General features: G+C 72.2%; 28 protein-coding genes. 15 read left to right on the forward strand and 13 right to left on the reverse strand.

Features of this window, described 5'->3' with window-relative positions; translation table 11 throughout:
* Positions 1–127: 127 nt before the first annotated feature.
* The 5 genes from DEJ21_RS15880 to DEJ21_RS15900 all read right to left on the reverse strand — a co-directional run bounded on the left by DEJ21_RS15880 (position 128) and on the right by DEJ21_RS15900 (position 4,026).
* Positions 128–1,321, reverse strand: coding sequence for an NAD(P)/FAD-dependent oxidoreductase (locus tag DEJ21_RS15880; RefSeq protein ID WP_111225246.1), 1,194 nt, complete (start codon positions 1,319–1,321; stop codon positions 128–130).
* A gap of 31 nt (positions 1,322–1,352) precedes the next feature.
* Positions 1,353–2,153 (reverse strand): SDR family NAD(P)-dependent oxidoreductase, encoded by an 801-nt coding sequence (locus DEJ21_RS15885; protein WP_111101471.1) that lies wholly within the window; start codon positions 2,151–2,153, stop codon positions 1,353–1,355.
* An 8-nt stretch (positions 2,154–2,161) separates the two neighbouring features.
* Positions 2,162–2,668, reverse strand: a complete 507-nt coding sequence (locus DEJ21_RS15890; RefSeq protein WP_017886495.1) for a Dps family protein — start codon at positions 2,666–2,668, stop codon at positions 2,162–2,164.
* A gap of 113 nt (positions 2,669–2,781) precedes the next feature.
* Complete coding sequence (locus tag DEJ21_RS15895; RefSeq protein ID WP_111024711.1) at positions 2,782–3,294, reverse strand: MarR family winged helix-turn-helix transcriptional regulator; 513 nt, start codon at positions 3,292–3,294, stop codon at positions 2,782–2,784.
* A gap of 165 nt (positions 3,295–3,459) precedes the next feature.
* Complete coding sequence (locus tag DEJ21_RS15900) at positions 3,460–4,026, reverse strand: NADPH-dependent FMN reductase (protein ID WP_111225247.1); 567 nt, start codon at positions 4,024–4,026, stop codon at positions 3,460–3,462.
* 106 nt (positions 4,027–4,132) lie between these two features.
* On the opposite strand from DEJ21_RS15900, the gene DEJ21_RS15905 reads away from it, so the two are divergent.
* The 6 genes from DEJ21_RS15905 (at position 4,133) to DEJ21_RS15930 (ending at position 10,396) form a co-directional block, all read left to right on the forward strand.
* On the forward strand, positions 4,133–5,779 hold the full coding sequence (locus DEJ21_RS15905; protein WP_111225248.1) for a glycoside hydrolase family 13 protein: 1,647 nt from the start codon (positions 4,133–4,135) through the stop codon (positions 5,777–5,779).
* A gap of 109 nt (positions 5,780–5,888) precedes the next feature.
* Positions 5,889–7,898: a DUF11 domain-containing protein gene (locus tag DEJ21_RS15910; RefSeq protein WP_111225249.1), complete on the forward strand. Its 2,010-nt coding sequence runs from the start codon at positions 5,889–5,891 to the stop codon at positions 7,896–7,898.
* A 144-nt stretch (positions 7,899–8,042) separates the two neighbouring features.
* On the forward strand, positions 8,043–8,702 hold the full coding sequence (locus DEJ21_RS15915) for a DUF308 domain-containing protein (RefSeq protein WP_084740820.1): 660 nt from the start codon (positions 8,043–8,045) through the stop codon (positions 8,700–8,702).
* Complete coding sequence (locus DEJ21_RS15920) at positions 8,699–8,962, forward strand: hypothetical protein (protein WP_071404886.1); 264 nt, start codon at positions 8,699–8,701, stop codon at positions 8,960–8,962. Before DEJ21_RS15915 ends, DEJ21_RS15920 begins: the two co-directional genes overlap by 4 nt.
* A gap of 128 nt (positions 8,963–9,090) precedes the next feature.
* Positions 9,091–9,630 (forward strand): RNA polymerase sigma factor, encoded by a 540-nt coding sequence (locus tag DEJ21_RS15925; RefSeq protein ID WP_017886488.1) that lies wholly within the window; start codon positions 9,091–9,093, stop codon positions 9,628–9,630.
* Positions 9,620–10,396, forward strand: coding sequence for a hypothetical protein (locus DEJ21_RS15930; RefSeq protein ID WP_146247816.1), 777 nt, complete (start codon positions 9,620–9,622; stop codon positions 10,394–10,396). Before DEJ21_RS15925 ends, DEJ21_RS15930 begins: the two co-directional genes overlap by 11 nt.
* Positions 10,397–10,529: 133 nt before the next feature.
* Here DEJ21_RS15930 and DEJ21_RS15935 read toward each other — a convergent pair whose 3' ends face one another.
* The gene (locus DEJ21_RS15935) at positions 10,530–11,441 is read right to left on the reverse strand and encodes a LysR family transcriptional regulator (RefSeq protein WP_181435932.1); all 912 of its coding nucleotides are present in this window, start codon (positions 11,439–11,441) and stop codon (positions 10,530–10,532) included.
* 48 nt (positions 11,442–11,489) lie between these two features.
* On the opposite strand from DEJ21_RS15935, the gene DEJ21_RS15940 reads away from it, so the two are divergent.
* Together DEJ21_RS15940 and DEJ21_RS15945 are read left to right on the forward strand one after the other, a co-directional pair.
* The gene (locus DEJ21_RS15940) at positions 11,490–12,779 is read left to right on the forward strand and encodes an MFS transporter (protein ID WP_111225252.1); all 1,290 of its coding nucleotides are present in this window, start codon (positions 11,490–11,492) and stop codon (positions 12,777–12,779) included.
* A gap of 120 nt (positions 12,780–12,899) precedes the next feature.
* Positions 12,900–13,505, forward strand: a complete 606-nt coding sequence (locus tag DEJ21_RS15945; protein WP_111225253.1) for a hypothetical protein — start codon at positions 12,900–12,902, stop codon at positions 13,503–13,505.
* Positions 13,506–13,616: 111 nt separating this feature from the next.
* Here the strand turns inward: DEJ21_RS15945 and DEJ21_RS15950 are convergent, their stop codons facing one another.
* The gene (locus tag DEJ21_RS15950; RefSeq protein WP_111046242.1) at positions 13,617–14,531 is read right to left on the reverse strand and encodes a cation diffusion facilitator family transporter; all 915 of its coding nucleotides are present in this window, start codon (positions 14,529–14,531) and stop codon (positions 13,617–13,619) included.
* A gap of 47 nt (positions 14,532–14,578) precedes the next feature.
* Here DEJ21_RS15950 and DEJ21_RS15955 point away from each other — a divergent pair, with 47 nt between their 5' ends.
* Positions 14,579–15,244 carry a DUF4166 domain-containing protein gene (locus DEJ21_RS15955; protein ID WP_111225254.1) on the forward strand — a complete coding sequence of 222 codons (666 nt, stop codon included), beginning with the start codon at positions 14,579–14,581 and terminating at the stop codon, positions 15,242–15,244.
* 1 nt (position 15,245) lies between these two features.
* The gene (locus DEJ21_RS15960) at positions 15,246–16,223 is read left to right on the forward strand and encodes an epimerase (RefSeq protein WP_111225255.1); all 978 of its coding nucleotides are present in this window, start codon (positions 15,246–15,248) and stop codon (positions 16,221–16,223) included.
* Here DEJ21_RS15960 and DEJ21_RS15965 read toward each other — a convergent pair.
* A complete protein-coding gene (locus tag DEJ21_RS15965; protein ID WP_258375111.1) occupies positions 16,192–17,214 on the reverse strand; it encodes an EamA family transporter in 1,023 nt (340 codons plus the stop codon). The genes DEJ21_RS15960 and DEJ21_RS15965 overlap by 32 nt on opposite strands.
* A gap of 72 nt (positions 17,215–17,286) precedes the next feature.
* On the opposite strand from DEJ21_RS15965, the gene DEJ21_RS15970 reads away from it, so the two are divergent.
* Positions 17,287–18,201 (forward strand): LysR family transcriptional regulator, encoded by a 915-nt coding sequence (locus DEJ21_RS15970; RefSeq protein WP_111225256.1) that lies wholly within the window; start codon positions 17,287–17,289, stop codon positions 18,199–18,201.
* 82 nt (positions 18,202–18,283) lie between these two features.
* Here the strand turns inward: DEJ21_RS15970 and DEJ21_RS15975 are convergent, their stop codons facing one another.
* The 5 genes from DEJ21_RS15975 to DEJ21_RS15995 form a co-directional block, all read right to left on the reverse strand.
* The gene (locus DEJ21_RS15975; protein ID WP_258375112.1) at positions 18,284–19,090 is read right to left on the reverse strand and encodes a L,D-transpeptidase family protein; all 807 of its coding nucleotides are present in this window, start codon (positions 19,088–19,090) and stop codon (positions 18,284–18,286) included.
* A 2-nt stretch (positions 19,091–19,092) separates the two neighbouring features.
* The gene (locus tag DEJ21_RS15980; RefSeq protein ID WP_111104999.1) at positions 19,093–20,322 is read right to left on the reverse strand and encodes a hypothetical protein; all 1,230 of its coding nucleotides are present in this window, start codon (positions 20,320–20,322) and stop codon (positions 19,093–19,095) included.
* A 151-nt stretch (positions 20,323–20,473) separates the two neighbouring features.
* Positions 20,474–21,859 (reverse strand): adenylosuccinate lyase, encoded by a 1,386-nt coding sequence (gene purB, locus DEJ21_RS15985; RefSeq protein ID WP_111123552.1) that lies wholly within the window; start codon positions 21,857–21,859, stop codon positions 20,474–20,476.
* Positions 21,856–22,368 (reverse strand): low molecular weight protein-tyrosine-phosphatase, encoded by a 513-nt coding sequence (locus DEJ21_RS15990; RefSeq protein WP_017886476.1) that lies wholly within the window; start codon positions 22,366–22,368, stop codon positions 21,856–21,858. The genes purB and DEJ21_RS15990 overlap by 4 nt, the downstream gene beginning before the upstream one ends.
* Before the next feature lie 47 nt (positions 22,369–22,415).
* Positions 22,416–22,814: a phage holin family protein gene (locus DEJ21_RS15995; protein WP_071404898.1), complete on the reverse strand. Its 399-nt coding sequence runs from the start codon at positions 22,812–22,814 to the stop codon at positions 22,416–22,418.
* 60 nt (positions 22,815–22,874) lie between these two features.
* Between DEJ21_RS15995 and DEJ21_RS16000 the strand changes: the two genes are divergently transcribed.
* The 4 genes from DEJ21_RS16000 to DEJ21_RS18650 all read left to right on the forward strand — a co-directional run.
* Positions 22,875–23,954, forward strand: coding sequence for a histidinol-phosphate transaminase (locus DEJ21_RS16000; RefSeq protein WP_071404899.1), 1,080 nt, complete (start codon positions 22,875–22,877; stop codon positions 23,952–23,954).
* A gap of 23 nt (positions 23,955–23,977) precedes the next feature.
* A complete protein-coding gene (locus DEJ21_RS16005) occupies positions 23,978–25,114 on the forward strand; it encodes a thiamine pyrophosphate-dependent dehydrogenase E1 component subunit alpha (RefSeq protein WP_027464965.1) in 1,137 nt (378 codons plus the stop codon).
* Positions 25,115–25,200: 86 nt separating this feature from the next.
* The gene (locus DEJ21_RS16010; RefSeq protein WP_111225265.1) at positions 25,201–26,160 is read left to right on the forward strand and encodes an alpha-ketoacid dehydrogenase subunit beta; all 960 of its coding nucleotides are present in this window, start codon (positions 25,201–25,203) and stop codon (positions 26,158–26,160) included.
* A 41-nt stretch (positions 26,161–26,201) separates the two neighbouring features.
* On the forward strand, positions 26,202–26,674 hold a 473-nt coding region (locus DEJ21_RS18650; RefSeq protein WP_146247818.1), incomplete at its 3' end, for a biotin/lipoyl-containing protein.

Here is a 26,674-nt window from a genome sequence, read left to right on the forward strand (position 1 = left end):
GAAGTAGCGACCACGGTCGGACCATCGTCCGCCGCGATCTGCGGGTGACCGCCTGGAGGCCCGGTGCCGGTCCGACGGACCGGCACCGGGCCTCCAGGCAGCCGCGACCACCGCGACGGGCGAGCGGTCAGGGCGTGATGCGGCCCGGCAGCATGTCGGGCGTCAGCGCGTTCGCCTCGGCGAGGACCTTGCGGGCCTCGTCGGTCTTGTCCCACACGTTCCAGAGCAGCACGCCCCGGACCGTGTCGTCGTCGTCCAGGTAGTAGACGACGCCGGTCACGGTGGGGTCCTGCCAGTCCTCGACCGTGCGGAGCTTCGAGCTGACCTGCCCAACCGCCTCGTACCCCATGTCGAACACGTCGGAGTAGAACATCGGCGTGTGGTCGTAGGTCTCGTCGGCGTCGGCCAGGTTGCGGCCGGCCTGACGACCCTGCTGCTGGGCGTTGTCGACGTGCTCCACCCGGCGGGTGCCGAGGATCCGGTCCGGGTACTCGGCGACGTCACCGGCGGCGAACACGGAGTCGTCGTCGGTGAGCAGCGTCGAGGTCACCACGATGCCGTCGCGGACGGTGAGGCCGGCGTCGGCGGCGAGCTGCGTCGCGGGTTCGATGCCGAGCCCGGCGACGACCGCGTCGGCCTCGACCACGGAACCGTCGTCGAGCGTCAGTCGCACGCCGTCCGCCGTCTCGGTGCCCTCGGACACCCGGCGGCCGGTGCGGAGCTCGACGCCGTGGACGACGAAGCGCTGCTGGAACGCCCGGGCCAGGTCGTCGGGGAACATCCGTCCGCCGACGACCTCGTCCGGGTCGACCAGCGTGACGCGCGCACCGTTCTGCACGATGCCTGCCGTGATCTCCTGACCGATGTACCCGCCGCCGACGACGGCGACGTGCGCTCCGGCGTCCGCGAGTTCGCGCAGCCGGCGGTAGTCCGACGCGCTGCGGTAGTCGAGCACCCGTGCCGACGGGGACAGCCCCGGCAGCCCGCGGGGCTTCCCGCCGGTCGCGAGCAGGAGCCGCTCGTAGCCGTGGGTTGCGCCGTCGGCCGTCGTGACGGTCTTCGCGGCACGGTCGATCCCGGTGACCGCGGTTCCCAGGACGAACTGCGCCCCGGTCTCCTCGGTGTGCAGGTCGACCTTGTCGTCCCAGCTGAAGTCCGGGTCGGTCCAGAGCTTCTTCGAGAGCGCGGGTCGGGCGTAGGGCCGGTCGACGTCCTCGCTGAGGATGCCGATCGACCCGTCGGTGTCGAGCTCGCGGATGCCACGGGCAGCGGCGTCGGCGACCATCCCGCCGCCGACGATGAGGTAGCGGAAGTCGGTCATGACGCCTCCTGGCGGTGCTGTGGTGCCACGATCAGATCGTGGCGACCGAGCCGGAGTCGACCCGGTAGTTGGCGCCGTTCACGAAGCTGGCCAGGTCCGAGCACAGGAAGGCCACCACGTTCGCGACCTCTTCCGGCTCGCCGCGGCGCTTGAGCTCCATGTACGGCCGCTCTTCTTCGAGGAAGCTGCCGATGGCCTCGTCGAACGAGGTCCCGCGCTGCTTGGCCCGCTTGTCCATCATCGCGTCGGTCATCGGCGTGTGGATGAACGCGGGGGAGACCGTGTTCACCAGCAGGCCCTCGGAGGCGTAGGAGCGCGACAGGCCCTTCGCGAACGAGAGCACCCCGGCCTTCGCGGCGCAGTAGGGCAGTTCGTCGTCGTACGGCTGCGAGGCGTCCTCGGACACCAGGTAGACGATGCGTCCCCAGCCGCCCTGTCGCAGGTCGCCGATGAACTCGCGGGTGATCCGCACCGGCCCCATCAGGTCGATGTCGATCGTCTCCGCCCAGCCGGCCTCGTCGATCTCGTGGAACATGCCCTGGGCACCGGTGACGCCCGAGGACTGCACCAGGATGTCGATCTCGCCGACGGCTTCACGCACCTTGTCGTGCAGGGCGGCGAGGCTCTCGGCGCTCCGGACGTCGGCGGCGAAGGCGTGCAGCTTGCCGATCGGCGCCTCGAGCTGGTCCGCACTGGTGTCCAGACGGCTCTGGTCGATGTCGGTGACGACCACGGTCGCACCCTCTGCCAGGAGGATGCGCGCCGTGTTCCAGCCGATGCCGGAGTCGCCGCCGAAGACGAGTGCGGTCTTGCCCTGGATACCGAGGTCCACCCGGGCCCCTACGCGTGTGCCGACGCGTCGGCGACGGCGGGCGTGGTGGCGGAGGCCAGCGGGGTGCTGGGCGCGCGGTTCTCGGCGGAGACCATCCACGCGAGCTGCTCGAGGCGCTCGATGAAGCCGTGGAGCAGGTCCGCGGTCGTCGGGTCTTCCTCGTCGACCTCGTCGTGGACGTCGCGCATGGTGCCGGTCGCCTGGTACAGCCGGAGCGTGACCTGGTCGATGGCGTCGTGCGTGGTGATCTCGCCCGAGGGGAACGCGTCGAGGTGGCTGCCCGCGGAGACGGTCGCCGAGCGGCCGTCCGGCACGAGGTACAGCGCACGCATGCGCTCGGCGGTGTCGTCGGCGAACTCACGGGCCGCGTCGACGATCTCGTCGAGCTGCAGGTGGAGGTCGCGGAAGTTGGTGCCCAGGATGTTCCAGTGGGCCTGCTTGCCCTGCAGGTGCAGGTCGATGAGGTCCACGAGGACCGCCTGGAGGTTCTTGGCCATCTTGTCCGAAGCGTGCATGGTTGTGGCTCCTTTCGCGTCGGTGTGACCGTTCCGGTCTACGCGGTGCCGCAGTGCACGCTCTCAGTGCGCTCGGAGGCAGCGTCCCCCGGGGGCGTCCGGCGCGGTGCCGCTCAGTGCGACGGCGCGGGGTCGACCTGGTCGACGGCGTCGCGCATCTGCTCCAGGAACCCGGCGACGATCCGCGCCTCGGACGCGGGGAGCCCCTCGGCGATCGACATCATCCGGCGGTGCATCACGCCGAGCGTGGCGCGGACCTCGTCGTCGGTCTCGGTCGTCGGCGTGATGACGAGGGCCCGGCGGTCGGTGGGGTGCGGATCGCGGCGGACGTGGTTCGACTTGACCAGGCGGTCGATGAGGATGGTCGTCGAGGCCGACGAGATCTTGAGGTACGCGGCGAGGTCCTTCGGGCTCACGGCGGTGCCGGAGCGCTGCGCCTGCAGCAGGAAACGCACGGCGAGCAGGTCGGTCTCGCCCATGCCCATCGAGTCACGGGTCCGGCGGCGCATGGCCGTCTCGGCGGATCGGTACCGGCGCAGGGCGTTCAGCACCGCGACCCCGCGTTGGGTCGCGTCGTCGTCCGGGAACCAGTACCCGGACGCCTCGGTGATCTCCTGCGTCGACATGGCGTTCAGGGTAACCCGTCTCGTATCTCGGCCGTCTAGTGAACTCCCGGGTTCTGCCGCGACCGGTGCGTCCGCGACGTCCGCGACGTCCGATGCGTCCGCACCGGACGGACAGGAGGCCCGTGGCGGGGTCGCCACGGGCCTCCTGTCCGACGGTCGGTCGCGTTACGCGGCTGCCTGCTCGTCCGTGCCGGCTGCGGCCTCGGCGAGCGCGGTGAGCGCGCCCTGCACGAGCGTCGTGACCTCGGCGTCCTCACGCGGGTGGGTCTCCGCGAAGCGGACGACCGACTGCGGGATGGCGACCTTGACGTCCTCCAGGACCTTCGCTCCGGCGATGCCGGCGGCCTTGCGGGCGTCGTCGTGGGCCCAGACACCGCCGTACTGGCCGAACGCCGAACCGATCACGGCGAGGGGCTTGCCGGACAGCGGCGAGGCGCCGAACGGACGCGAACCCCAGTCGAGCGCGTTCTTCAGGACGGCGGGGATGGTGCCGTTGTACTCGGGGGTGATCAGCAGGACGGCGTCCGAGGCCGCGATCGCGTCGCGGAAGGCGACGGCAGCGGCGGGCGGGGTGTCGCCGTCGATGTCCTCGTTGTAGAACGGCAGGTCGACGATGCCGTCGAAGGTGTGCAGCTCGATGCCCTCCGGTGCGTGGTGCGCGGCGGCCTCGGCGAGCTTGCGGTTGATGGAGTCGGCGCGCAGGCTGCCGACGAGGACGAGGACGTTCGTCATGGAGCTCCTTCTGTTGCGGGATGTTGTTGCTGGACGGAAAGGTGTCAGCGACAACCAACGCGATCGTAGGGCGCGCTGTTCCCAGCAGCCTGGGTACGGTGGCGGCGTGACCACGCTTCGGACCCCGGCCAGCACGCCACGAACCACCGACCCGACCTGGTGGCGCGATGCCGTCGTCTACCAGGTCTACCCGCGCAGCTTCGCCGACACGGACGGCGACGGGCTCGGTGACGTCGCGGGCATCACGAGCCGGGTGCCGTACCTGGCGTCGCTCGGCGTCGATGCCCTGTGGCTCTCCCCGTTCTTCCCGTCGCCGCTCGCCGACGGTGGCTACGACGTCGCCGACTACCGCGCCGTCGACCCGAAGCTCGGTTCCCTCGACGACCTGGACGCCCTGGTGCGGGCCGCGCACGAGCACGACCTCAAGGTCATCGTCGACATCGTGCCGAACCACACCTCGGACCAGCACGAGTGGTTCCGGGCTGCGCTGGCGTCCGCGCCGGGGTCGGCCGAGCGTGCGCGGTACGTGTTCCGCGAGGGCTCCGGCGCCTCCGGGGAACTGCCGCCGAGCGACTGGGTGTCGAACTTCGGCGGCAGCGCGTGGACCCGGGTTCCGGACGGGCAGTGGTACCTGCACCTGTTCGCCCCCGAGCAGCCGGACCTGGACTGGTCGAACCCCGAGGTCCGCGCCGACTTCGAGGACACCCTGCACTTCTGGTCGGACCGCGGCGTCGACGGGTTCCGCGTGGACGTCGCGCACGGGCTGGCGAAGGACCTGTCGACCCCGTACCGGCCGTCGAACGAGCAGGACCTGCCGCTCGACGGCTCCGACCCGCTGTACGACCGCGACGAGGTGCACGAGATCTTCGCCACCTGGCGCCGGGTGCTCGACGAGTACGACCCGCCCCGTGCCGCGGTCGCCGAGGCCTGGGCCCCGGCACCCCGCCGTGTCCTGTACGCCCGGCCGACGGAGCTCGGGCAGGCCTTCAACTTCGACCTGCTCGAGGCCCCGTTCGAGCCCGATGCGTTCCGTCGGATCATCGAGCGGAACCTGGCCGCCTCGGAGCAGTCCGGTGCCTCGAGCACCTGGGTGCTCTCGAACCACGACGTCGTGCGGCACCCCACCCGCTACGGCCTGCCGGACGGCACCGACACCGACGCCTGGCTCATGACGGACGGCACGACGCCGGAGCTCGACCGTGCACGGGGGCTCCGTCGGGCCCGAGCGGCGACGATGCTGATGCTGGCGCTGCCCGGGTCGTCGTACGTCTACCAGGGCGAGGAGCTCGGGCTGCACGAGGCCGCCGCGATCCCGCGCGACCTGCTGCAGGACCCGAAGTGGCTCCGCACCGGGCACACCGTCAAGGGCCGGGACGGCTGCCGCGTACCGATCCCGTGGACGCGCTCCGGGCCGTCGTTTGGCTTCGGGGACGTCGCACCGCACCTGCCGCAGCCGCAGGACTTCGGGGAGTCCTCGGTCGAGGCCGAGGACGGCGATCCCGAGTCGACCCTGTCGCTGTACCGCCGGGCGCTGGCCGCACGGCGTCGGCTGCAGCAGGGGGAGGCGCTGACGTGGCTGGAGTCCGGCTCCGAGGTCGTGGCGTTCGCGCGGCACGACGGCTGGCGGTCGGTCATGAACTTCGGCACCACGCCGGTGCCCCTGCCGGCCGGGACCGTCGTCGTCGCGTCCGGGCCGCTCGACGGGGTCGCACCGGGGCTGCTGCCGGGTGAGACGACGGTGTGGCTGGCCTGAGCGGTCCGCTTGCGCCGTTCGTCCTCCACAGCCGGGAGGCCCGTGGGGGCGTTCCACAGATCGTCCCGCCGCCGTCCGGGGGTGACGTCCCGGTCGCGAGCATCGGGGCATGACAGATCCCACTGCTCCAGCTCCTGCCCCAGCGCCTTCCCTCGACCGGCGGTCGTTCCGCTCGCGGGTCGTCCGCCGTCTCGCCGCGGCGTGCGCCACCCTGACCGCGCTCGGTGTGCTCGCGGCGCCCGCGGTCCTGCCGTCCGGGTCGAGTGCGGCCGCCCTCGACTTCCCGTACGTCAACCAGTTCTCCAGTGCGTCCGGCGGTGCCCTGCACGGTGACGCCGCGGTGTCCGGCGGCCGACTGCGGCTCACCGACGACATCCGGAACCAGGCGGGGGCGTGGTCGACGAACGACACGTTCCCGTCCGACACCGGGCTCGAGATCGAGTTCACGTACGCGATGCACACCGAGAAGGACGACCCCGGCGCCGACGGCCTGCTGCTGTACCTGGCCGACGGCGCTGCGGCGCAGGGCGTCGGGTCCTTCGGCGCCGGTCTCGGGTACGCCTGCCGGAAGGAAGCGACCGAGGGCGGCGGTCGCGAATGTGACCTGCCGGGCGTCCCCGGGGGCTTCGCGGCCGTCGCGATCGACCACTACGGCAACTTCTCGTCACGCATCAACGGGTCCGGTCCCGGAGCACAGCCCGACCACGTGGTGGTCCGGGGCTCCGGCAACGGGACCGAGGGCTACCGGTACGTCGCCGGTGCCGCGGCACCTGGTGGCACCGTGACGGCCGGTTCCACGCCCCGGACGGTCCGGATCACCCTGCTGCCCGACGACGACGGCGGGCTCGCGGTCTCCGTCCGGCTGCAGGTCGGCTCGACCATGCGCACCGTGCTCGACTCGGTCCCGCTGCACGGCGACGGGCAGGCCTCGCTGCCGAGCACGCTGCGCCTCGGGTTCGCCGGGGCCACCGGCAGCCACGTCGACAAGCACGAGGTCGACGCGCTCCGGGTCTGGAAGCCGGCGGACCTGTCCGTCGAGCACGACCTGCCCGCGACCGCGACGGCGGGCGAACCGCTCCGCTACACCGTGACGGCGCGGAACCCCGGCCCGAACGCCGCCGACCCGAGTCCGCTGCAGGTCGACGTGCCCGACGGCGTCGAGGACGTCACCTGGACCTGCACGGCCGCGGACGGCTCCGCCTGCGCGACCGGGTCGGGCACCGGTGACGTCGCGACCGACCTGTCGTTGCCCCGAGGGGGTTCGGCCGTCGTCACGATCGAGGGGCGGGTGGCCGAGGGCACGTCCGGAGCGCTGGAGAGCGTGGCGACCATCGCCCCGCCGACCTCGTTGTCCGACACGAACGAGGCCGACAACGCCTCGCGGGCGACCACCACCGTGACGGCACCGGTGATCGCCGCCGACGTCGAGACCGACAAGTCGGTGTCGCCGTCGACCGTGCGGCCCGGTGACGAGGTCGAGTACCTCGTGACGGCCCGGAACCGGGGGCCGTCCGTGGCGCAGCAGGTCGGGGCGGTCGACGACCTGCCCCAGGCCATGCGGTTCGTGGGCTCCGAGGACGGGTGCACGGCCGAGGGACAGCGGGTGACCTGCAGCTCCGACGTGTCGCTCGAGGTGGGCGAGACCCTGGACTTCCGGATCCGCGCCGAGCTCGACCCCGCGTACCAGGGGGACGGCTCCGACGTGGTGAACGTGGCGACGGCGACCTCGCCGACCGACGCGGACGGCGGCGACCCGTCCACCGGCGTCGCGATCGTCGTGGGTCCGGACGACGAGGGGCCCGCGCCGAGCCCCGTGCCGACGAGCGGCCCCGTGCCGACGACCGGGCCGGCTCCGGACGACGGGGACGCCGGTGGTGACGGTTCCGGCGGTGACGACGGTGACGGCGCCGGTGCCGACGACGACGGCGGAGCGGGTGGCCCCGCGGCCGACCGTCGGGCGGCTGCCCCCGTCGGCGCGCTCGCCTACACCGGCGCCGAAGGGCTCGGCCTCGCCGCAGCGCTCGCCGCCCTGGCCGCCGCCGCCGGGTCCGTGTGCTGGTGGCTCGCCCGACGTCGTGCTCGCCGGAACGCGCCGTCCGACGACCCGCAGCAGCCCTGACACCGCCCGGGACGGCACCGGACGGGGGTGTCGTCCCGGTGCACGGGTGTGGACGTCCACAGGGGGTCGAGTCCGCTCCGGTCGGGCGTCCACCCCACCGGCGGTAGGATCGGATCCACGATCCGCATGCCCGAAAGAGGTCTCGTGTCCGACACCGTGGACGACGCCACCACCGTGGAAGACGCGACCCAGCGCGCGCGGTACTGGCCGATCCCGATCCTCCGGGCGGTCCCCGCAGCGGTCGTCGCGATGGTGATCACCTTCTCGACCAACCACGCCGCGGGCTACGGTCTCCTGCTGTTCGGCGGCTTCGCCCTGGTCGAGGGCCTCGTGCTCCTGTTCGGCGGGATCTCCCGACTGCCCCTCGACGGCCGTTCGCGTCGCACGACCCTGCTGCAGGCCGTCATCACCCTGCTCGCCGCCGTCGCCGCGTTCGCGTGCAACGGGTTCGGGCTGCCGGCCTTCATCACGGTCATCGTCGCGTTCGCGGTGCTGACCGGGGCCCTCGAGCTGTCGCAGGGGCTCCGTGCCCGGCGACGCTCGCCCTTCGCTCGCGACTGGACCACGATCGGCGGCCTCACGCTGCTGCTCGCGGTCGCCTTCCTCGTCACGCCGCCGGACTACTCCCAGCAGCTCGGTGGCGTGGAGCAGGTCACCGGCACCCTCGACGCCTCGATCGTGCTCGTCGGCCTGCTCGGCGCGTACCTCGCCATCACGGCCGTCTTCCACGTGATCGCCGGCCTCTCGCACAAGTGGGGCACGGCCACGCCGGCCGTCGCCCCGGACGGAGCACCACACGCATGACCACCCCCAGCCGTCGTGACCGTCTGCGCCCGGTCGAGCTCCTCGGGATCTCCGCGATCATCGCGGTGTTCACCGGGCTCGTCGTGCTGTTCTCGACGCGGGAACTGCAGCTGGCCGTGATCTTCCTCGGCGTCGCGTTCATCGTGGTCGTCGTCGTGCTCGCGATGCTGCAGCTCGCCTCGTCGAGCGAGCAGGACGACAACGACATGCTCGGCGGGCACAAGACGCCGGGCGAGGGCGACGGCGACGACTTCCACTGACCGCTGATGTCTGACAGCTGACAGCTGACGGCTCCGGGCGGACACGCCCGAGATCACGAATCCGCCACGGTCCTGTCAGGATCGCGGGTCCTGCCGACACCTCTGAGTGAAGGAGGTGGGATGTGGACGTGACGACCGGCACCGACACGGACGAAGGACTCGTCCGTGCGATGGCACAGGGAGACACCGGCGCGCTCGCCCGGGCGTTCGACCGGTACGCCGCCACCCTCACCCGCTACGCGTGGGCGCTCGTCGACGACCGGTCCGACGTCGAGGAGATCGTGCAGGACGCGTTCCTGACGCTCTGGCAGCGTGCCGCGACCCTCGAGCTGCCGGCGGACACGGTGCTGCCGTGGCTGCTCGTCGTGTGCCGCAACCACGCCTTCAACACCGGGCGCAAGCAGGCCCGGCGCCGCACGGACGAGCTCCCGGAGCACCTCGCCTCGCCCGCCGACCACGACGAGGCCCGCGAGACCCTGCGCTGGGTCCGCGCCGAGATCGCCGCGCTCCCGGACCTCGACCGCCGCATCTGCGAGCTCTGCCTGCTCGAGGGCCACTCGTACGCCGAGGCCGCCGAACTCCTCGGACTCACGGTCGGCGCGGTCACTCAGCGGGTGTCCCGCAACCGTCGACGACTCAAGAAGGTGGTGATGCACGATGAACACTGAGCCTCCGCAGGGAGACGACCTGCAGCGCATGCTCGTCTCGATGAAGCAGAACGTCCTCGAACGTGCCACCCCGCTCCCGAAACGTCGTCGGGGCCGGTCCGGGATCGTCATCGGTGTCGTCGCGCTGCTCGCCGTCGGCACCGCGACCGGCGCCGTCGCTCTGACCCTGTCGCAGCAGAACGCCGACCCGGTCGCCGCTCCCACCCAGACCCAGCAGCCCGAGCCCGCGCCGTCCTCCACGACGCCGAGCTCCGCCCCGATCACGGGTGCCCCGGTCCCGAAGCCCACCCCGACGTCGACACCGACCCCCGCCGCGGCGACCATCCCCATGGACTGTCGTGCGCTCGTCCCCGCCGAGGACTACGACCGCTTCTTCGGTGACACTCCGCTGACGCAGGCCGACCCACCGTCGGGTACCGATCGAGTGCCGGACGGTCAGGACCCGGCGGGCACCCAGTCGAAGGTCTCCTGCTCGTGGCGTGACCCGCGTGCGGACGTGTCCGGGATCGAGGTCCGGGCCGGGACCGCCACCGAGGCGACCATCCAGCGGGAGATCGAGGAGTTCCCCGCGTACGACGGCGGCGGGACCTGCACGGAGCGTGACGGCGGAACCTTCTGCCAGTCCCGCGGGACCGTCGAGCCGTACGGCGTCGAGAAGGCCTACACGTACTTCGCCCGCGGTGACACCTGGATCACCATCGAACAGACCAACGTCCCGACCGACGGGCTCCTGCCCGCCCTCATCGCGACGTTCTGGGGGGACTGACGGCCCGGAGGCACGTGGCGGACCCGACCCGTGCCTCCAGTCCGTCGGTGGTCAGATCGTGAGCAGGAATGGTCGCCTCGCGCACCGTGACGCGACCGTTCCTGCTCACGAAGCACAGTGAACGCGCCCCGCGTCACCCCACCCGCGCCGCCACGATGTCGCGCGCCAGCGTCCGGACCGCGCGGCTCGGCTCCGGGGACGTCCGGACCGCCAGGCCGATGCGGAGCGGGTCGACCTCGTCCTCCAGGTCGAGCACCGCCCCGTCGTACCGCACCCCCGAGTCCGGCACGACCCCGACGCCGAGCCCGGCCGAGGCGAACCGGATCACGGCGGGCATGTCGTTCATCTCCGCGACGATGCGCCGACGGATCCCGAGACGCTCGAGTGCCCCGTCGAGGATGATCCGGTTGCCGAACCCGTGCGCGGTGTCGACGAAGGGTTCATCGGCGAGTTCGGCGAGCGACACCGACGACCGGCCGGCGAGCGGGTGGTCCGACGCGGTGAACACCCGGAACGGCATCTCCCGCAGCGGCTCCACGACGACCCCGGCGGGCACGGTGGGCAGGCCCGTGTAGGCGATGTCGAGCCGCCCGGCGACCAGGTCCTGCACGAGCCCGGTCGTCCCCGACGGCGAGGTCATCAGCTCCACGGCGACGAGCGGGTGCTGCCGCCGGAACCGCTGCAGCACGCCCGTCAGGTCGACGATGTCCATGCTCGTGAAGATGCCGAGCCGCACCCGGCCCCGCAGGTCGGCGTCGTCGGCGGTGGCCAGGTCGTGCATCCGGTCGAGGGACTCGAGCACCGCGCGGGCGTGGGGGAGCAGGTCCTCGCCGGCGGGGGTCAGCACGAGCTGTCGTCCGGTGCGGTCGAAGAGCCGCACCCCGAAGCTGCGCTCGAGCGAGGCGATGCCCGCGGACACCGTGGACTGCGCGGCCCAGAGCCGTTCCGCCGCCCGGGTGACGCTGCCCTCGGCTGCGACGGTGACGAACTGTTCGAGCAGTCGGGTCTCCATCGTCCGAGTATCGAGCAGATCGATCGCGCGCATCAAGCGCATCCGTTGGACTCGATGCACCGCGAGCGCGATCATCGGAGCATGTCAACCGTCACCGACACCCCGACGGGCACCGTCCCCGCCACCACCGCCGCTCCCGCATCCGCGAGCGACCGTGTCGTCGCCCCGCGCGGACGCCGTGTCCACACCCGTCGGCGCCACGGTTTCGGCTTCTGGGTCGTCGCCTTCGCCTTCCTCGCGGTGATGGCCTTCGCGACCGTCCCCGCACCCCTGTACGTCATCTACCAGGCCCGCGACGGCTTCCCGACCTTCACCACGACGGTGATCTTCGCGGCGTACGGGGTCGGGGTCGTCGGGTCGCTGTACCTGGCGGGGCACCTCAGCGACGTGCACGGACGCCGTCCGCTCATCCTGGTGTCGATCGCCCTCGAACTCGTCGCCGCCGTGCTGTTCCTGCTCTGGAACGACGTCACCGGCCTCATCGTCGCCCGGCTCGTGACCGGCCTCGGCGTCGGGACGCTGACGGCGACCGCGACGGCGCACCTCGGTGAGCTCCGGGTCCGTGCCACCGGGTCGAGCGACTCCGCGAAGGGCGCGAGCGTCGCCGCCGGAGCCGTGAACCTCGGGGGGCTGTCGCTCGGCGCCCTGGTCGGCGGAGCGCTCGCCGAGTTCGTCGGGCAGCCGCTCATGGTCCCGTACGTGGTGTTCGTGATCGCGTTGGCCGTCGCGTTCGTGCTCGTGCTGGCCGCACCGGAGACGGTCGACCGTCCCGAGCAGCCCGTGGCCTACCGCCCGCAGCGCATGCAGGCGCCGGAGGGGCAGGGTGCCGCGTTCTGGGCCGCCGGCGCAGCGGCGTTCGCGGCGCTCGCCGTGCAGGGCCTCTTCACCTCGGTCGCGCCGAGCTTCCTCGGCACCACGTTCCACGTCACCGACCGCCTGGCCGCCGGTGCCACGACCTTCGGGGTCTTCGCCGCGAGCGCGCTGTCGCAGATCGTCTTCGCCCGACTGTCGCAGCGTGCGCAGATCCGGCTCGGCATGGTGCTCCTGGTCGTCGGGCTGGTCGTCCTCGCCGTCGCCGCGGTCCTGCTGCAGGTCGCCGGGTTCATCGGCGGCGGGGTCGTCGCGGGAGCCGGCGTCGGCCTGCTGTTCCGCGCGGCGATCGGCAGCGCCGCAGCACTGGTCGGCCCGGAGCGTCGGGGCGGCGTGCTCGCCGCCACGTTCCTCCTCGCGTACGCCGGGCTCACCGTGCCGGTCGTGGCCGTCGGGGCGGCGCTGCTGGTGATCCCGACGCTCCCCGTCCTGATCGGGTACGTGGTGCTCGTCGCCGTCCTGGCCGTCGTCGCCGGCACCCGGCTGGCCGCGCGCGCCTGACGCGTGGCGGGCCTCCCGTCCGCCCGGAACCAGGTTCCGGACACCGCACCACGCGATCGCGCGGTGCCGTGTCCGGAGCCTGGTTCCGTCGTGCGGTCGAACTCCCGGCATACTGGGCGCGTGCCCCGGAACCGCAACCGTCCCGTGATCACCGGCGTCGCGGCCGTGGTGGCCGCCGGTCTCCTCGCCGGCGGGTTGTTCCTGACGGCACGGCAGGGCGCGGACGACCCGACCATCGGTGCCGGCTCGGCCTCGCGGACGCCGAGCGACGCGCCGACGGCCGCCGGTGACGGCACCGTCACGATCACCCGCACCGGGCCGGACATGCCCGGCAGCACCGCGCTCGGCCGGTGCGACATCACGACCCAGGCGGCCGTCGCGCAGTACGAGACCGAGGCCCTGGGCCGCGTCACCCTGCAGTGCGGCACCGCTGCCCAGGGGTACGAGCACATCCGGGTGCGGCACACCGCCGACTGGCAGGACGTCGTCACCGGGCACGGCTCGCGCGACTGGGACGACGCCATGCTCACCGCGGTGCAGACGGCGCTCGAGGACCCGCGCTCCGGGTTCCCGCTCGACGCCGGCGACGGCAAGGTCTGCTACGCCGCACCCGTCCGGTTCGACGACGGTTCACGCCCCGACGACGAGCCCTGGGTCAAGGTGATCGTCTCGGCCACCACCGACCGGGTGATCACGGCGTACCCCACGCGCACCGACGACTGCTGACGCGGCACCTGCGGACACCCGTTCTGCGACAGACCACGCGTCGATCACCTGGTGGATCGTCGCGAAGCCGAAGCGACCCCGACCGACGCCCACACGCCCGAGCGCGGACCCCTACGCGTGCACCTCGTACTCGTGCCGCCGGTGCGACACCGGCTCCAACTGGAACGTCGAGTGCTCCACCGGCACGTCGAAGTGCTCCGCTACGCACCGCTGCAGCTCGTCGAGGATCGCCGGGGCGTGCGCCGTCGAGAAGCAGTGGTCGTCGACGACCACGTGCGCGGTCAGGTTCGGCACCCCGGTCGCCACGAGCGTCGCGTGCAGGTCGTGCACCGCGATGACGTGGTCGAGTTCGAGGATGTGACCACGCACGTCGTCGAGGTCGAGCCCCGGCGGCGTCGACTCGAGCAGCACGTTCGCGGTCTCGCGCAGCAGCCGGATCGCCCGCGGCAGGATGAGCAGGCCGATCAGGATCGCGGCGACGGAGTCCGCCCGCTCCCACCCGGTCAGCATGAGCACGATCGCGGCGATGATGACGGCGACCGAGCCGAGGGTGTCGTTGAGGACCTCGAGCCGGGCGGCGCGCGAGGTGAACCCCTCGCCCGAGGCCCGCAGCAGCACCGCGTAGGCCACCAGGTTGCCGACGAGTCCGACGATGCCGAAGACGAGCAGCGGTCCGGAGTGGATCTCCTCCGGCACGAACAGCCGCTGCACCGCCGAGATGATCACGTAGACCCCGACGGCGAGCAGGATCGCGGCCTGCGCGGTGGCCCCGAGGACCTCGGCCCGCTGGAAGCCCCAGGTGCGCTGCGCGGTCGGGGACCGGCGGGCGAGCCGCGTCGCGACGAGCCCGATGCCGAGTCCGCCGGTGTCGACGACCATGTGCCCGGCATCGACGAGCAGCGCGAGCGAGCCCGTGACCACGGCGCCGACGACCTCGGCGAGCAGGATGCCCGCCGAGATGCAGAACGCGATGAGCAGGGCGCGCTCCGAGGCGTGCCCGACGCCGTGCCCGTGGTCGTGTCCCATGTGCGACATCGTAGGGATCCGCACTGACGACATGCCAGGATCGAACCGTGAGCCGGTCGCCCTACGAGCTGTCCACACCATCCGACGTGCTGGCCCGGTTGCACCCGCGACTGTCGACGTACTTCGGCGCGATCCCGCCCGGTCACGTCGGCCGCGGTGAAGGGGTGTTCGACGTCGTCGGCACACCGCGCCGGTGGCTCTGGCCGCTGCTCGCCTGGTTCGCCCGGGATTCCGTCATGTTCCCGGTCTGGGAACGGGACGTCCCCTTCACGGTCGAGAACCGGCCGGCTCACGTCCGTCGTGGTCGTGCCGGACGGGAGGCCCGGGTCGCGGTCCGCGCGCACCGCACCTTCCGGTTCCGCTCCGGCAGCCGCACGATGGTGGACGCCATCACCGCCGAACCGGACGGCCTGGTCGACCACCTCGGTCGCCACGGGCGCATCAGCGCCCGGCTCCGGGCGCAGGTCGACGGGGACGGTCCCGATGCGGGCGCCCTGCGCCTGGTCTCCACGCGCGTGACGTTCCGAGCGCTGGGACGCGAGGTACGCCTCCCGGCCCTCATCGCACCGCGTGTGACGCTCACAGAACGATTCGATGACGAAGCCGACCTGCAGCGCGTGTCCCTGGTGCTCACGGCGCCGGTGCTCGGCACGCTGTACCGGTACGAGGGGGCGTTCCGGTACGAGATCGCGCCGGACACAGAACGGGGATGAGATGAGCGACCAGAAGGGCCGCGTCGTGATCGCGGGAGCGAGCGGCTTCGTGGGCCGGTACCTGCGGGACGCCTTCACGGAAGAGGGGTACCGGGTCGTCACCATCGGCCGGACCGGCGACGCCGTGTGGGGCAACACCATGCGCATCCGGGAACTCGTCGACGGCGCCGCCATGGTCGTGAACATGGCGGGCAAGAGCGTCAACTGCCGCTACGGCCGACGCAACCGCGCGGAGATCATGCGCTCGCGGGTGGACACCACGCTCGAGCTCGCCGAGGCCATCCGGACGTCCGAGCACCCGACGCCCCTGTGGATGAACGCCTCGACCGCGACGATCTACCGGCACGCCGACGACCGACCGCAGGACGAAGCGACGGGGGAGATCGGCGAGGGGTTCTCGGTCTCCGTCGCCCGCGCGTGGGAGGACGCCTTCTTCGGCGCCGACCTGCCCGGCACCCGTCGTGTGGCGCTGCGGATGGCGATCGTGTTCGGCGACGGCAGCGCCCTGCTGCCACTCCTCCGGCTCGCGCAGGCCGGCCTCGGCGGGCCGCAGTACGACGGGCCGTGGGTGCCGACGCGCTCCCGGCTCCGCGCCGGCACGTACCACCACCACCGGCCCACGCACGGTCGGCAGCGCTTCAGCTGGGTACACATCGCCGACGTCCTCGGGTCGATCCGGTTCCTCCGCGACCACCCGGAGATCGAGGGGCCGGTGAACCTCTCGAGCCCGAACCCGTCCGACAACCGCACCGTGATGGCGACCCTCCGCGACGCCGTCGGGCGCCGGTTCGGCGTGCCGACCTGGCGGTGGATGCTCGAGCTCGGGTCGTTCGCGATCCGCACCGAGACCGAACTCGTGCTGAAGAGCCGGTGGGTGGTGCCGACCCGGTTGACCCAGGCCGGCTACGAGTTCCGGTACCCGCACCTGCGCGGGGCGCTCGCCGGGATCATCGCGGAGCGTCGCCAGCACCGGGGCTGAGCGCCGGGTCGAGGTCGCGCGGACTGCCGCTCGCGAGCGGTCCGGGCGGCACGTCGTGCGACCTCGGCGACACGGCAGCGGCACGTCGTGCGCCCTCGTCGACGGGGGCCGGTCGCGGCCCGCGGTCCCGCGCCGGTCGCGACGACCACAGCACGGCGGCCACGACGACCGCGCCGGCGAGCACCTCGACCAGGTCGGGCACCTCGCCGAAGGCCGCCCACGACGCGAGCACCCCGACCACGGGCACGAGCATCGAGAACGGCGCGACCGTGCTCGACGGGTAGGCCGCCAGCAGCCGCGACCAGATGCCGTAGCCCACCAGGGTCGCGACGACCACGATGTAGAGCAGGCCGAGGTCGGCGGGCAGCGCGGCCGCCGTGAACGCCGAACCGAGTGCGGTGCCGATGCGGTCCGGCCCCTCGACCACGAGCGACAGCACGACCATCGGGACCGGCGGCACGACGGACCACCACAGGGTCAGGTGCAGCGGGTTCGCAGCCCCCGCCCGCCGGGTCGCGACATTGCCGATCGCCCACCCGAGCGCACCGCACAGCGCGAGCACGACGGGCAGCAGCGCGGCGGTCTGGGAACGGTGCAGGGCGATCGCGGCGAGGGCGGCCACGGCGACGGTGACCCCGACGACCTGCCGGCCGGTCAGCCGCTCGCGCAGGAACACCCCGGCCAGCACCACCGTGAACGGCGCGGAGGCCTGCAGCACGAGCGAGGCCAGCCCCGACGGCATGCCGGACGCCATGCTCAGGTACAGGAACGAGAACTGCAGCACGCCGAGCCCGAGACCGACGAGCAGCAGCCGCCCGAACGGGATCCGCGGCCGCGGCACGAACAGCAGCGTCGGGACCGCCAGGATCGTGAACCGCAGCGCCGCGAGCAGGAACGGCGGGAAGTGCTCGAGCGCGAGTGCCGTCGCGGGGAAGTTCAGTCCCCAGACCACGGCGACGACGACGGCGAGGAGGCGGTCTCGGGTGGTCATGCTCCTCATCGTCCCGGGCGCGACGTTGTAGGTCCATCGAAACCTTCGTGAACCACGATGTAGGGTTCCTGCATGGTCGACTTCGACGTGCAGCTGCTGGCGGTCCTGCGGGAGCTCGCCGAGCGCGGCAGCGTCACAGCCGTCGCCGAGGCCACCCACCGCACACCGAGCGCCGTCTCCCAGCAGCTGCAGACGCTGCAGCGGCAGGTCGGGGTCCCGCTGGTCGAACGCGTCGGGCGCGGGGTCCGGCTGACCTCGCACGGCGAAGTGCTCGCGGGCCTGGCGTCCGGGGTCGCGACCGCCATCGCGCGGGTGGACGCCGCCTGGCAGGAGCACCTCGGTGGCACGACCGGACCGGTGTCGCTGGCGATCTTCCCGTCGGCGGCGGAACTGCTGCTGCCCGGCGTGCTCACCCGGATGCAGGCACACCCGGGCATCGCGCTGACCCTGGTCGACGTGGACGTCAGCGAGGGGGAGTTCGCACCGCTCGCGGCCGACCACGACGTCGTCGTCGGGCACCGGTCCGACGGCGTCCGCCCGGCGGACCAGGGATCGGTCGACACCGTGCCGCTGCTCCGCGAACCCCTCGACGTGGCCCTGCCGCCCGGGCACGCCCTGGCCGGCCGCGCACGCGTGGGCATCGACGAGGTCGTCGGGGAACGCTGGATCGGCGTGCCGGAGGGCTACCCGATCGACCGGGTGCTGCACGCGATGGCCGCGGCGACGGACACCCCGCCGAGTGTCGCGTTCCGCACGATCCACCTGCCGGTCATCGAGAACCTGGTGGCGGGCGGCCACGGCATCGCACTCGTCCCGCGGTACACGTCGGGCACGCGGGCCGCCGGGCGCTTCCACCTGGCGGAGCTCGCCGACGTCCGTGCCGGACGCCGCATCGAGGCACTGGTCCGCCCCGACCGTGCCGTCCGTCCCGTGGTGCGCACCGTCCTGGAGGCGCTGGTCGCCGTCGCCCTGGACGTCACCACCTGAGACGGTGGCGCCCACTGCCGGGCGCACGCCGTGCCTCCAGGCCGCCTGTCAGCGCATCTGGAACGTCAGCGCACCTGGAACGTCAGCGCACCTGGAACGGCGTGCCGAGCGGCAGGCGCTCCGCCAGCGCCGTGATGTCGGCGTTGTGCATGCGGATGCAGCCGTGCGAGGCGGCGGTGCCGATGCTCGACGTGTCCTCCGTGCCGTGCAGCCCGATCTGGCCGGGGCCACCGCCGAACGAGTTGAGCACGTCCGAGAACGCCGTCGTGCCGTACGCGTACGGGCCGTAGCCCTCGTTGGTCGGTGCGAGCAGCTCGGTCAGCGCGAACCGGCCGGTCGGCGACGGTGTGCCGCCGGTGCCGGTGGCGACGGGGTAGCTGTCGACGACCTTGCCGTCCTTGTACAGGTCGAGCGTCTTCGTCGAGCGGGTGACGACGATCGCGTACGGGTCCTCGGTCAGGGTGACGGCGCTGGTCGGCACCCAGCCGGTGCTGCCGTTCGGGCGCTGTGCGAGCTGCACCTCCGCCCAGCCGTCCTGCTGGTCGACGACCCGGAAGACGAGCGGGGCACCGGACGCCTGCGGGTTCTCGAGGGTCTGGGTCGCCTTGCCACCCGCGCTCGCGCTGACCGGGACGGACGCGCCGGTCACGGCAGCGACCGTGGTGCTGGCCGGCGCGTCGAGCGCGTCGACGGGTGCTGCCGACCGGGTCGGCTCCGGTGTCGTCGTCGGGGTGGGCGACGGTGCCGCGACGGACCGGGTGGGGGTCGGGGCGGGCGCGGCTGACAGGGGACCGAGGGCGACGAACGCGACGGCCCCCGCACAGACGACGGCCACGGCGGCGGCGATCACAGTCGCACGCCGCCGTGGCTCGGTCGGGAGGATCGGCAAGATCAGCCCGTGAAGTTCGCCGTTCCGGGCACCGGGACGGCGACCGGTGCCGTGCCCGGGTCACCGGCAGCGGCCGGGTCGGCCGTGACGGTGAGCGCGGCCTGCGCGGCCTGTGCCGACGAGGCGCCGACGAGACCGACGCTGTACGCGCCGGCGGTGTTCACGAAGTCGGCGGGCAGGACGATGGTGCCGGAGACGTTGCCGTCGGCGTCGGCGCGGAACGCGACCCCGGGGATGTCGGTGCCCTGGGCGCCGGTGCCGACTCCGGCGCCGACGAGCTCGTTCGGAGCGAAGCCCGAGCCCTGGATGCGGACACCGGTGGTGGTGGCCTCGGTCAGCGTGGCCGTCGGGGTGAGGAGCTCGGCGGCCGCGGTGGGCTGCGGCGTGAAGTAGGTCGTGGTGTCGTCGACGCGGAGCGCGGAGATCGAACCGCTGGCGTCGGCGGCGAGGGACTGACCGTTCGCCTCGAGCGGGGCGGCGAGGCTCTTCAGCTCGCTGCTGGGCAGCGCGCTCGGTGCCGGGGTGCCGTCGACCGTCGGGGCCGGGGTGGGCTCGTCGGTCGGAGCGGGCGTCTCGGTCGGCTCGGGCGTCGGCGGGGCCGTGGTGTCGGCGGCGACGTCGATGCCGACGTAGACGACGTACCCGACGACCTGCGCGTCGGCGGCCTCGAGGTCGGCCGTGAGCTCCGTCGTCGACTCGACCTCGCCGGTCGCGGGGTCGATCCAGTTGCTGGTGCCGTCGGAGATGCCGACGCCGTCACCGGTCTCGGGCGCGTCCGTGGCGAAGACCACGGTCTGCGCGCTGGTGTCGCCGCCCTCCTGGACCGCGAGACCGAAGCTCGTCGCGCCGGTGGTCGTCATGCTGATGCCGGCGGCGAGGGCGGGGACGCTGCTCGCGGGCACGGGCTTGTTCAGGCCGCGGACCAGGCCGACGGCCTCGCCCTCGGAGACGGACAGGCCGTCCTCGTCCAGCGTGGCGTGGTCGGTGATCGAACCGCCACCGTCCAGGTCGGTCACGGACGCCCAGTACCACTGGTCGGTCAGCGGGAAGGTGCCGGTCGGCGCGGCGGTGAAGTCGTCGGCCGAGTCGGTCCAGGTGACGATGGCCGAAGCAGCGGTGCTCGTCACCAGGGCGGTCGAGACCGTCGGGACGAGGGCGGCGGAGACGCCGAGCACGGTGGCGCCGACGGCGGCCGCGGTGATGCGAGAACGAAGCACGGTGTGGAGATCCATCCGGTCAGTGGACAGGGTGCATCCACTGCGACGCCCCCCGTGCTGAGATGTACTCAGCGATACGAACCTATCGAACCGTTCAGGATTCCGCACCCCCCGGACGCGGATCCGACGACGGACCGACGACCGTCCGGCCGCCGGTCCGTCGTGCTCAGACGTCGAGGTGGTCGACCAGCTCGTCCGCCAGGCCCGTGTAGGTCGCCGGCGTCAGGTTGGTCAGCCGGGCCTTCGCGCCGTCGGAGATGTCGAGACGGTTCACGAAGACGATGAGGTCCTGCTGGCTCACCCGCTTGCCGCGCGTGAGCTCCTTGAGCATCGCGTAGGGGTCCTCGATGTTCGACTGCCCGGCCGTGACCTCGGCGCGGATGACCGTCTGGATGGCCTCGGCGAGGACCTCCCAGTTGTGGTCGAGGTCGTCGGCGAGCTTGGCCTCGTTCACGGCGATCTCGCCCAGACCGCGGCGCAGGTTGTCGAGCGCGAGCAGCGAGTGCCCGAACGCGACGCCGATGTTCCGCTGGGTGGTGGAGTCGGTCAGGTCCCGCTGCAGTCGGCTCGTCACGAGGGTCTCGGACAGCGTCGAGAAGAGCGCCGACGAGATCTCGAGGTTCGCCTCGGCGTTCTCGAACTTGATCGGGTTGATCTTGTGCGGCATCGTCGACGACCCGGTGGCCCCCGCGACGGGGATCTGCGTGAAGTACCCCATCGAGATGTAGGTCCACACGTCGGTGGCCAGGTTGTGCAGGATCCGGTTGGCGTGACGCACCCGGTCGTAGAGCTCGGCCTGCCAGTCGTGCGACTCGATCTGCGTGGTGAGCGGGTTCCACGTCAGGCCGAGGCCCTCGACGAACTCGCGGGACAGCGCGGGCCAGTCGGCCTCGGGGTCGGCGGCGAGGTGTGCCGAGAAGGTGCCGGTCGCGCCGGAGAACTTGCCGAGGTACTCGCCGCCCTCGATCTGGGCGAGCACGCGCTCGAGCCGGTAGACGACGACCGCGAGCTCCTTGCCGAGCGTCGTCGGGGTGGCCGGCTGACCGTGGGTGTGCGAGAGCATCGGCACGCTCTTCAGCTCGACGGCGAGCGTCCGGAGCTTCTCGAGCACGGCACGGAAGCCGGGCAGCCAGACCTGGTCGACGGTGTCCCGCACGGTGAGTGCGTAGGACAGGTTGTTGACGTCCTCGCTGGTGGCGGCGAAGTGGGTGAGCTCGGCGATCGCGTCGAGCCCGAGCTCGGACAGCCGGCGGCGCACGAAGTACTCGACGGCCTTGACGTCGTGACGGGTCGTCGCCTCGATCTCGGCGAGCTCCGCGATCTGGTCCTGGCCGAAGGTCGAGGCGATCGCGCGCAGTGCTGCCTTGTCGTCGACGCTGAGCGGCGAGGTGGTGAACATCGCGTGGTCGGTCAGGAAGATGAGCCACTCGACCTCGACCACGATGCGCGCGCGGTTGAGGCCGGCCTCGGAGAGGTGCTCGCCCACCGTGTGCACGATCGGGTAGTAGCGCCCGTCGAGCGGGCTGATCGGCTGCGGGGGAAGGGGGGTCATGGGGCTCCCTGACGGACTGCCGGCTCGAGCTGGTGGAAGAGCGCCCGGCAGGCCCGTTCGACGGTCGAGAGCACTCGGTCGAACTCGTGCCGGTCCGCGTAGTACGGGTCCGGCACGTCGGCCTGCTGGGGCCAGGCGGCGTCGTACCGCAACAGGAGCGTCACCTTGGCGGAGTCGTCCATGGTCGGGGCCCACGAACGCAGGATGCGCTCGTGGGAGCGGTCGAGTGCGACCACCAGGTCGAGGTCCGGGAACCGGTCCGGGTCGAACTGACGGGCGCGATGCCTGCTGCCATCGTATCCGCGCGCCGCCAGCGCTGCGATCGTGCGCTCGTCGGCGGGTTCGCCGACGTGCCAGTCACCGGTGCCGGCCGACTCCACCTGGAACCGGTCGGCGAGACCGGCGTCCGCGGCGATCTGCGCGAACACGACACCGGCCATGGGGGAGCGGCAGATGTTGCCGCTGCAGACGAACGAGACGCGGAACGGGGCGTCGACGTCCTGGGTCATGAGCACATCATGACGCAGGGCGGGGTCCTCCGCGAGGTCCGCCGGGGTCACGCCCGCTGGCGGTTGAGCACCGGGCGGGCGAAGAGCCCGATCAGCCAGGCGAAGACCGCGAGCACGAAGGCGCCGACGATGCCCCAGCCGAAGGAGTCGACCTCGAGCCCGAAGCCGAACGCCTCCGAGATGCCCGCGACGATGAGCAGCAGGATCGCGTTCACGACGAACGAGATGAGCCCGAGCGTGAGGATGTAGAGCGGGAACGCCACGATCCGGATGAGCGTGCCGATCACCGCGTTCACGAGACCGAACACGAACGCCACGAGCAGGAAGGTGAGGACGGTCGCAGTGGTCCCGCCGTCGCCGAACGGCGTCACGGAGACGCCGCTGACGATGAGCGTGGTGAGCCAGAGCGCGAGGGCGTTGACGACGAGGCGGACGAGGAATCGCATGCGCCCATGATGCCCTCGTTCCCCTCGTGGGTGCCGTGGGCCTGCCGGTAGCCTGAACCCGTGAGCGAGCAGCGTGTGCACATCCGGCCCGAGGTGGCCGTCCTCCCCGCGTACAAGCAGGGGCGACAGGCGTCCGACTCCGCCTTCAAGCTGTCGAGCAACGAGAACCCGTTCCCACCGCTCCCCGGGGTCGTCGAGGCCGTGCAGGCCCAGACCTCGTACAACCGCTACCCCGACGCCACCGCCCTCGCCCTGCGCGCCGTGCTGGCCAACCGCTTCGGGCTGACCGCCGAGCAGGTGCACGTCGCCCCGGGCAGCGTCGCGATCCTGCACGAACTCGCCCGCGCGACCTCGGGCCCCGGCGACGAGATCGTCTACGCGTGGCGCTCGTTCGAGGCGTACCCGGGCGTCGTCACGGTCGCCGGCGCCACCAGCGTGCAGGTGCCGAACCGCGCCGACGGTGGGCACGACCTCGACGCGATGGCCGCGGCCGTCACCGAGCGCACCCGCATGGTGCTCGTCTGCTCGCCGAACAACCCGACGGGGCCGATCGTGACCGCCGCGGAGTTCGACGCGTTCATGGCCGCGGTGCCGCAGTCGGTGCTGGTCGTGCTCGACGAGGCATACGCCGAGTTCGTGACCGACGAGGCCGCCGTGCACGGTCACCCGCTGCTCGCCGCGCACCCCAACCTCGTGGTCCTCCGCACCTTCTCGAAGGCGTACGGGCTCGCCGGGCTCCGGGTGGGCTACGCGCTCGGTCCGGACTACGTGCTCGACGCCGTCCGGGCCTGCGCCATCCCGCTGTCCGTGACCGCCCAGGGCCAGGCGGCGGCGCTCGCCAGCCTGGAACGCGAGGCCGAACTGCTCGGACGCGTGACCGAGATCGCCACCCTGCGCGACCGGATCGTCGTCGAGCTCCGGGCCCAGGGCTGGGACGTCCCGGACGCCCAGGGTAACTTCCTCTGGCTGCCGACGGGCGAGCGGACGGCCACCGCGGCGGCCGCGTTCGAGGACGCCGGCATCATCGTCCGGGCCTTCCCGCCAGAGGGCATCCGCATCTCGATCGGCGAGCACGAAGCTGTGGAAACGCTCCTCCAAACAGCCCGCTCACTTGTGGGGGACCTCCAGGTGGCCGACTAGTGCCTGGCGCTACGCTGGCCCGCATGTCATTCCGCGCCGCGGCTCCCGCGACGACCACCGTCCGGCTCCTCGACCCCGAGGGTCGGTTCGTGGAGACCGACGAGAACGCCGAGTTCGCCGCCGCCGCGCGGGCGATCCCCGACGAGACCCTGCTGGCGATGCACCGCCGCATGGTGCTCACCCGTCGGTTCGACCACGCCGGCCACAACCTCCAGCGCACCGGCCAGCTCGGCCTGTGGGTGCCCAGCCACGGGCAAGAGGCGGCACAGACCGGCTCGGCCTTCGCCCTGCGCGCCCAGGACCACGTGTTCCCGTCCTACCGCGAGCACGCCGTCACGATGCACCGCGGCGTCGAGCCGATGGAGATCATCGCGATGTACCGCGGGCAGACCCACGGCGGGTGGGACCCGGACCAGCGTGGCAACACGCACATCTCCACCCTGGTGATCGGCTCGCAGACCCTGCACGCCACCGGGTACGCGCTCGGCCAGAAGCTCGACGGCGACGTCGGCACGGGCGACCCGGACCGCGACGCCTGCTCGATCGTCTACTTCGGCGACGGCGCCACCAGCCAGGGCGACGTGAACGAGGCCTTCGTGTTCTCCGCGTCGACCAAGGCGCCGGTCGTGTTCTTCCTGCAGAACAACCACTGGGCCATCTCGGTGCCGGTGTCGGTGCAGTCCCCGACGCCGCTCGTCGACCGCCCGCGCGGCTTCGGGATCCCGAGCGTCCTGATCGACGGCAACGACATCCTCGCGTCCTACACGGCCTCGGTCGTCGCGACCGAGCACGCCCGCAGCGGCCAGGGCCCGGCCTTCATCGAGGCCGACACCTACCGCATCGGTGCGCACACCAGCTCCGACGACCCGAGCCGGTACCGCGCCGACGGCGAGCTCGAGGAGTGGGTCCTGCGCGACCCGATCGTCCGGTCCGAGGCGTACCTCCGCTCGAAGGGTGCGACGGACGAGCAGTTCGCCGCGTTCGACGAAGAGGGCGAGGACATCGCCGCCGACGTCCGACGCCGCACCGTCGCCCTGACCGCACCGTCCGTCGACGTCATGTTCGACAACGTGTACCGCGAACCGCACCCGCGGATCGCCGAGCAGAAGGCCTGGCTCGCCCAGTACGAGGCCGGCTTCGAAGGGGGCGCCCACGCATGAGCACCACCGAGCAGCTCTTCGACTACACCCTGCGCTCCCACCCGGGCGCCGGCGAGGTCCCGAGCGACCCCACCCCGACCCTGCCGATGGCCAAGGCCCTCAACGCCGGGCTCGCCGCGGCCATGGAAGCGGACGACAAGGTCCTGCTGATGGGCGAGGACATCGGCCAGCTGGGCGGCGTCTTCCGCATCACCGAGGGCCTGCAGGACCGCTTCGGGCCCGAGCGCGTGCGGGACACCCCGCTCGCCGAGGCCGGCATCATCGGCACCGCGATCGGCCTCGCCCTGCGCGGCTACCGCCCGGTCGTCGAGATCCAGTTCGACGGCTTCGTGTGGCCCGGGTTCGACCAGATCACCTCGCAGCTCGCGAAGATGGCGAACCGCCTGCCGGCACACATGTCGCTGCCCGTCGTCATCCGCATCCCCTACGGCGGCCACATCGGTGCCGTGGAGCACCACCAGGAATCCCCCGAGGCGTACTTCGCGCACACCCCGGGCCTGCGGGTCGTCAGCCCGAGCACGCCGAACGACGCCTACTGGATGATCCAGGAAGCCATCGCGTCGAAGGACCCGGTGATCTTCCTCGAGCCGAAGTCCCGCTACTGGCCCAAGGGCCAGGTGGACCTCGTCGACGGCCACGTCCCGATGCACACCACCCGCGTCGCCCGCACCGGCACCGAGGTCACCCTGGTCGGGCACGGCGCCATGGTCGCCACCCTGATGCAGGCGGCGGACATCGCCGAGGCCGAGGGCACCAGCTGCGAGGTCATCGACCTCCGCTCGATCTCGCCGATCGACTGGGAGCCGCTGCTCGCCTCCGTCCGCAAGACCGGCCGCCTGGTCATCGCGCAAGAGGCATCCGGCTTCGTCAGCGTCGGCAGCGAGATCGCCGCGACCGTCGCCGAGCGGGCGTTCTACACGATGCAGGCACCGCCGCTCCGGGTCTCCGGCTTCGACGTGCCGTTCCCGGTGTCGAAGCTCGAGCACCTGCACCTGCCGGATGCCGACCGCATCCTCGAGGCCGTCGACCGCGCCCTCGCCTACTGACCCGTCCGACCGAGCACGACCAGATCCGCGAAGGAGCCGTAGTGGCCGCCGCCGAATTCCCCCTGCCCGACGTGGGTGAAGGTCTCACCGAGGCCGAGATCGTGCAGTGGCGCGTCGCGATCGGGGACGAGATCGCCGTCGACCAGGTGCTCGTCGAGATCGAGACCGCGAAGTCGCTCGTCGAGCTGCCGTCGCCGTTCGCCGGCACCGTCACGGGTCTGCTCGTGTCCGAGGGAGACACGGTCGAGGTCGGCAAGCCGATCATCCGCGTCGACTCGGACGCGTCGGTCGCCTCCGGTGCGGCCCTCACGCCGCCTGCGGAACAGCCTGTCGAGCAGCCTGGAGGCGCGGCGCCCGTCGCCCAGACCGCCCCGGTCTCGCCCGTGGTCGCGTCCACCCCGCAGGCCGCTGCCGCCCCGTCGGCCCCGGTCGCGCAGACCCCTCCCGCTCCCGCGGCGGTGCCGGCGAACGGCGACGGCAGCTCGACGAGCGCCTTCGCGGCCTCGATCCCGAC

Origin of the sequence: Curtobacterium sp. MCSS17_006, assembly GCF_003234215.1 — a bacterium.
In the GTDB taxonomy this organism is placed as follows: Bacteria; Actinomycetota; Actinomycetes; order Actinomycetales; family Microbacteriaceae; genus Curtobacterium; species Curtobacterium flaccumfaciens.

Coding starts and splice junctions, on each gene's coding strand:
- DEJ21_RS15940 (WP_111225252.1), top strand. CDS start 11,490: ATGTCAACCGTCACCGACACCCCGACGGGCACCGTCCCCGCCACCACC.
- DEJ21_RS15990 (WP_017886476.1), bottom strand. CDS start 22,368: ATGACCCAGGACGTCGACGCCCCGTTCCGCGTCTCGTTCGTCTGCAGC.
- DEJ21_RS15995 (WP_071404898.1), bottom strand. CDS start 22,814: ATGCGATTCCTCGTCCGCCTCGTCGTCAACGCCCTCGCGCTCTGGCTC.
- DEJ21_RS15935 (WP_181435932.1), bottom strand. CDS start 11,441: ATGCGCGCGATCGATCTGCTCGATACTCGGACGATGGAGACCCGACTG.
- DEJ21_RS15980 (WP_111104999.1), bottom strand. CDS start 20,322: ATGGATCTCCACACCGTGCTTCGTTCTCGCATCACCGCGGCCGCCGTC.
- DEJ21_RS15900 (WP_111225247.1), bottom strand. CDS start 4,026: ATGACGAACGTCCTCGTCCTCGTCGGCAGCCTGCGCGCCGACTCCATC.
- DEJ21_RS15880 (WP_111225246.1), bottom strand. CDS start 1,321: ATGACCGACTTCCGCTACCTCATCGTCGGCGGCGGGATGGTCGCCGAC.
- DEJ21_RS15960 (WP_111225255.1), top strand. CDS start 15,246: ATGAGCGACCAGAAGGGCCGCGTCGTGATCGCGGGAGCGAGCGGCTTC.
- DEJ21_RS15920 (WP_071404886.1), top strand. CDS start 8,699: ATGACCACCCCCAGCCGTCGTGACCGTCTGCGCCCGGTCGAGCTCCTC.
- DEJ21_RS15965 (WP_258375111.1), bottom strand. CDS start 17,214: ATGACCACCCGAGACCGCCTCCTCGCCGTCGTCGTCGCCGTGGTCTGG.
- DEJ21_RS15970 (WP_111225256.1), top strand. CDS start 17,287: ATGGTCGACTTCGACGTGCAGCTGCTGGCGGTCCTGCGGGAGCTCGCC.
- DEJ21_RS16005 (WP_027464965.1), top strand. CDS start 23,978: ATGTCATTCCGCGCCGCGGCTCCCGCGACGACCACCGTCCGGCTCCTC.
- purB (WP_111123552.1), bottom strand. CDS start 21,859: ATGACCCCCCTTCCCCCGCAGCCGATCAGCCCGCTCGACGGGCGCTAC.
- DEJ21_RS15950 (WP_111046242.1), bottom strand. CDS start 14,531: ATGGGACACGACCACGGGCACGGCGTCGGGCACGCCTCGGAGCGCGCC.
- DEJ21_RS15910 (WP_111225249.1), top strand. CDS start 5,889: ATGACAGATCCCACTGCTCCAGCTCCTGCCCCAGCGCCTTCCCTCGAC.
- DEJ21_RS15930 (WP_146247816.1), top strand. CDS start 9,620: ATGAACACTGAGCCTCCGCAGGGAGACGACCTGCAGCGCATGCTCGTC.
- DEJ21_RS16010 (WP_111225265.1), top strand. CDS start 25,201: ATGGCCAAGGCCCTCAACGCCGGGCTCGCCGCGGCCATGGAAGCGGAC.
- DEJ21_RS15890 (WP_017886495.1), bottom strand. CDS start 2,668: ATGCACGCTTCGGACAAGATGGCCAAGAACCTCCAGGCGGTCCTCGTG.
- DEJ21_RS15895 (WP_111024711.1), bottom strand. CDS start 3,294: ATGTCGACGCAGGAGATCACCGAGGCGTCCGGGTACTGGTTCCCGGAC.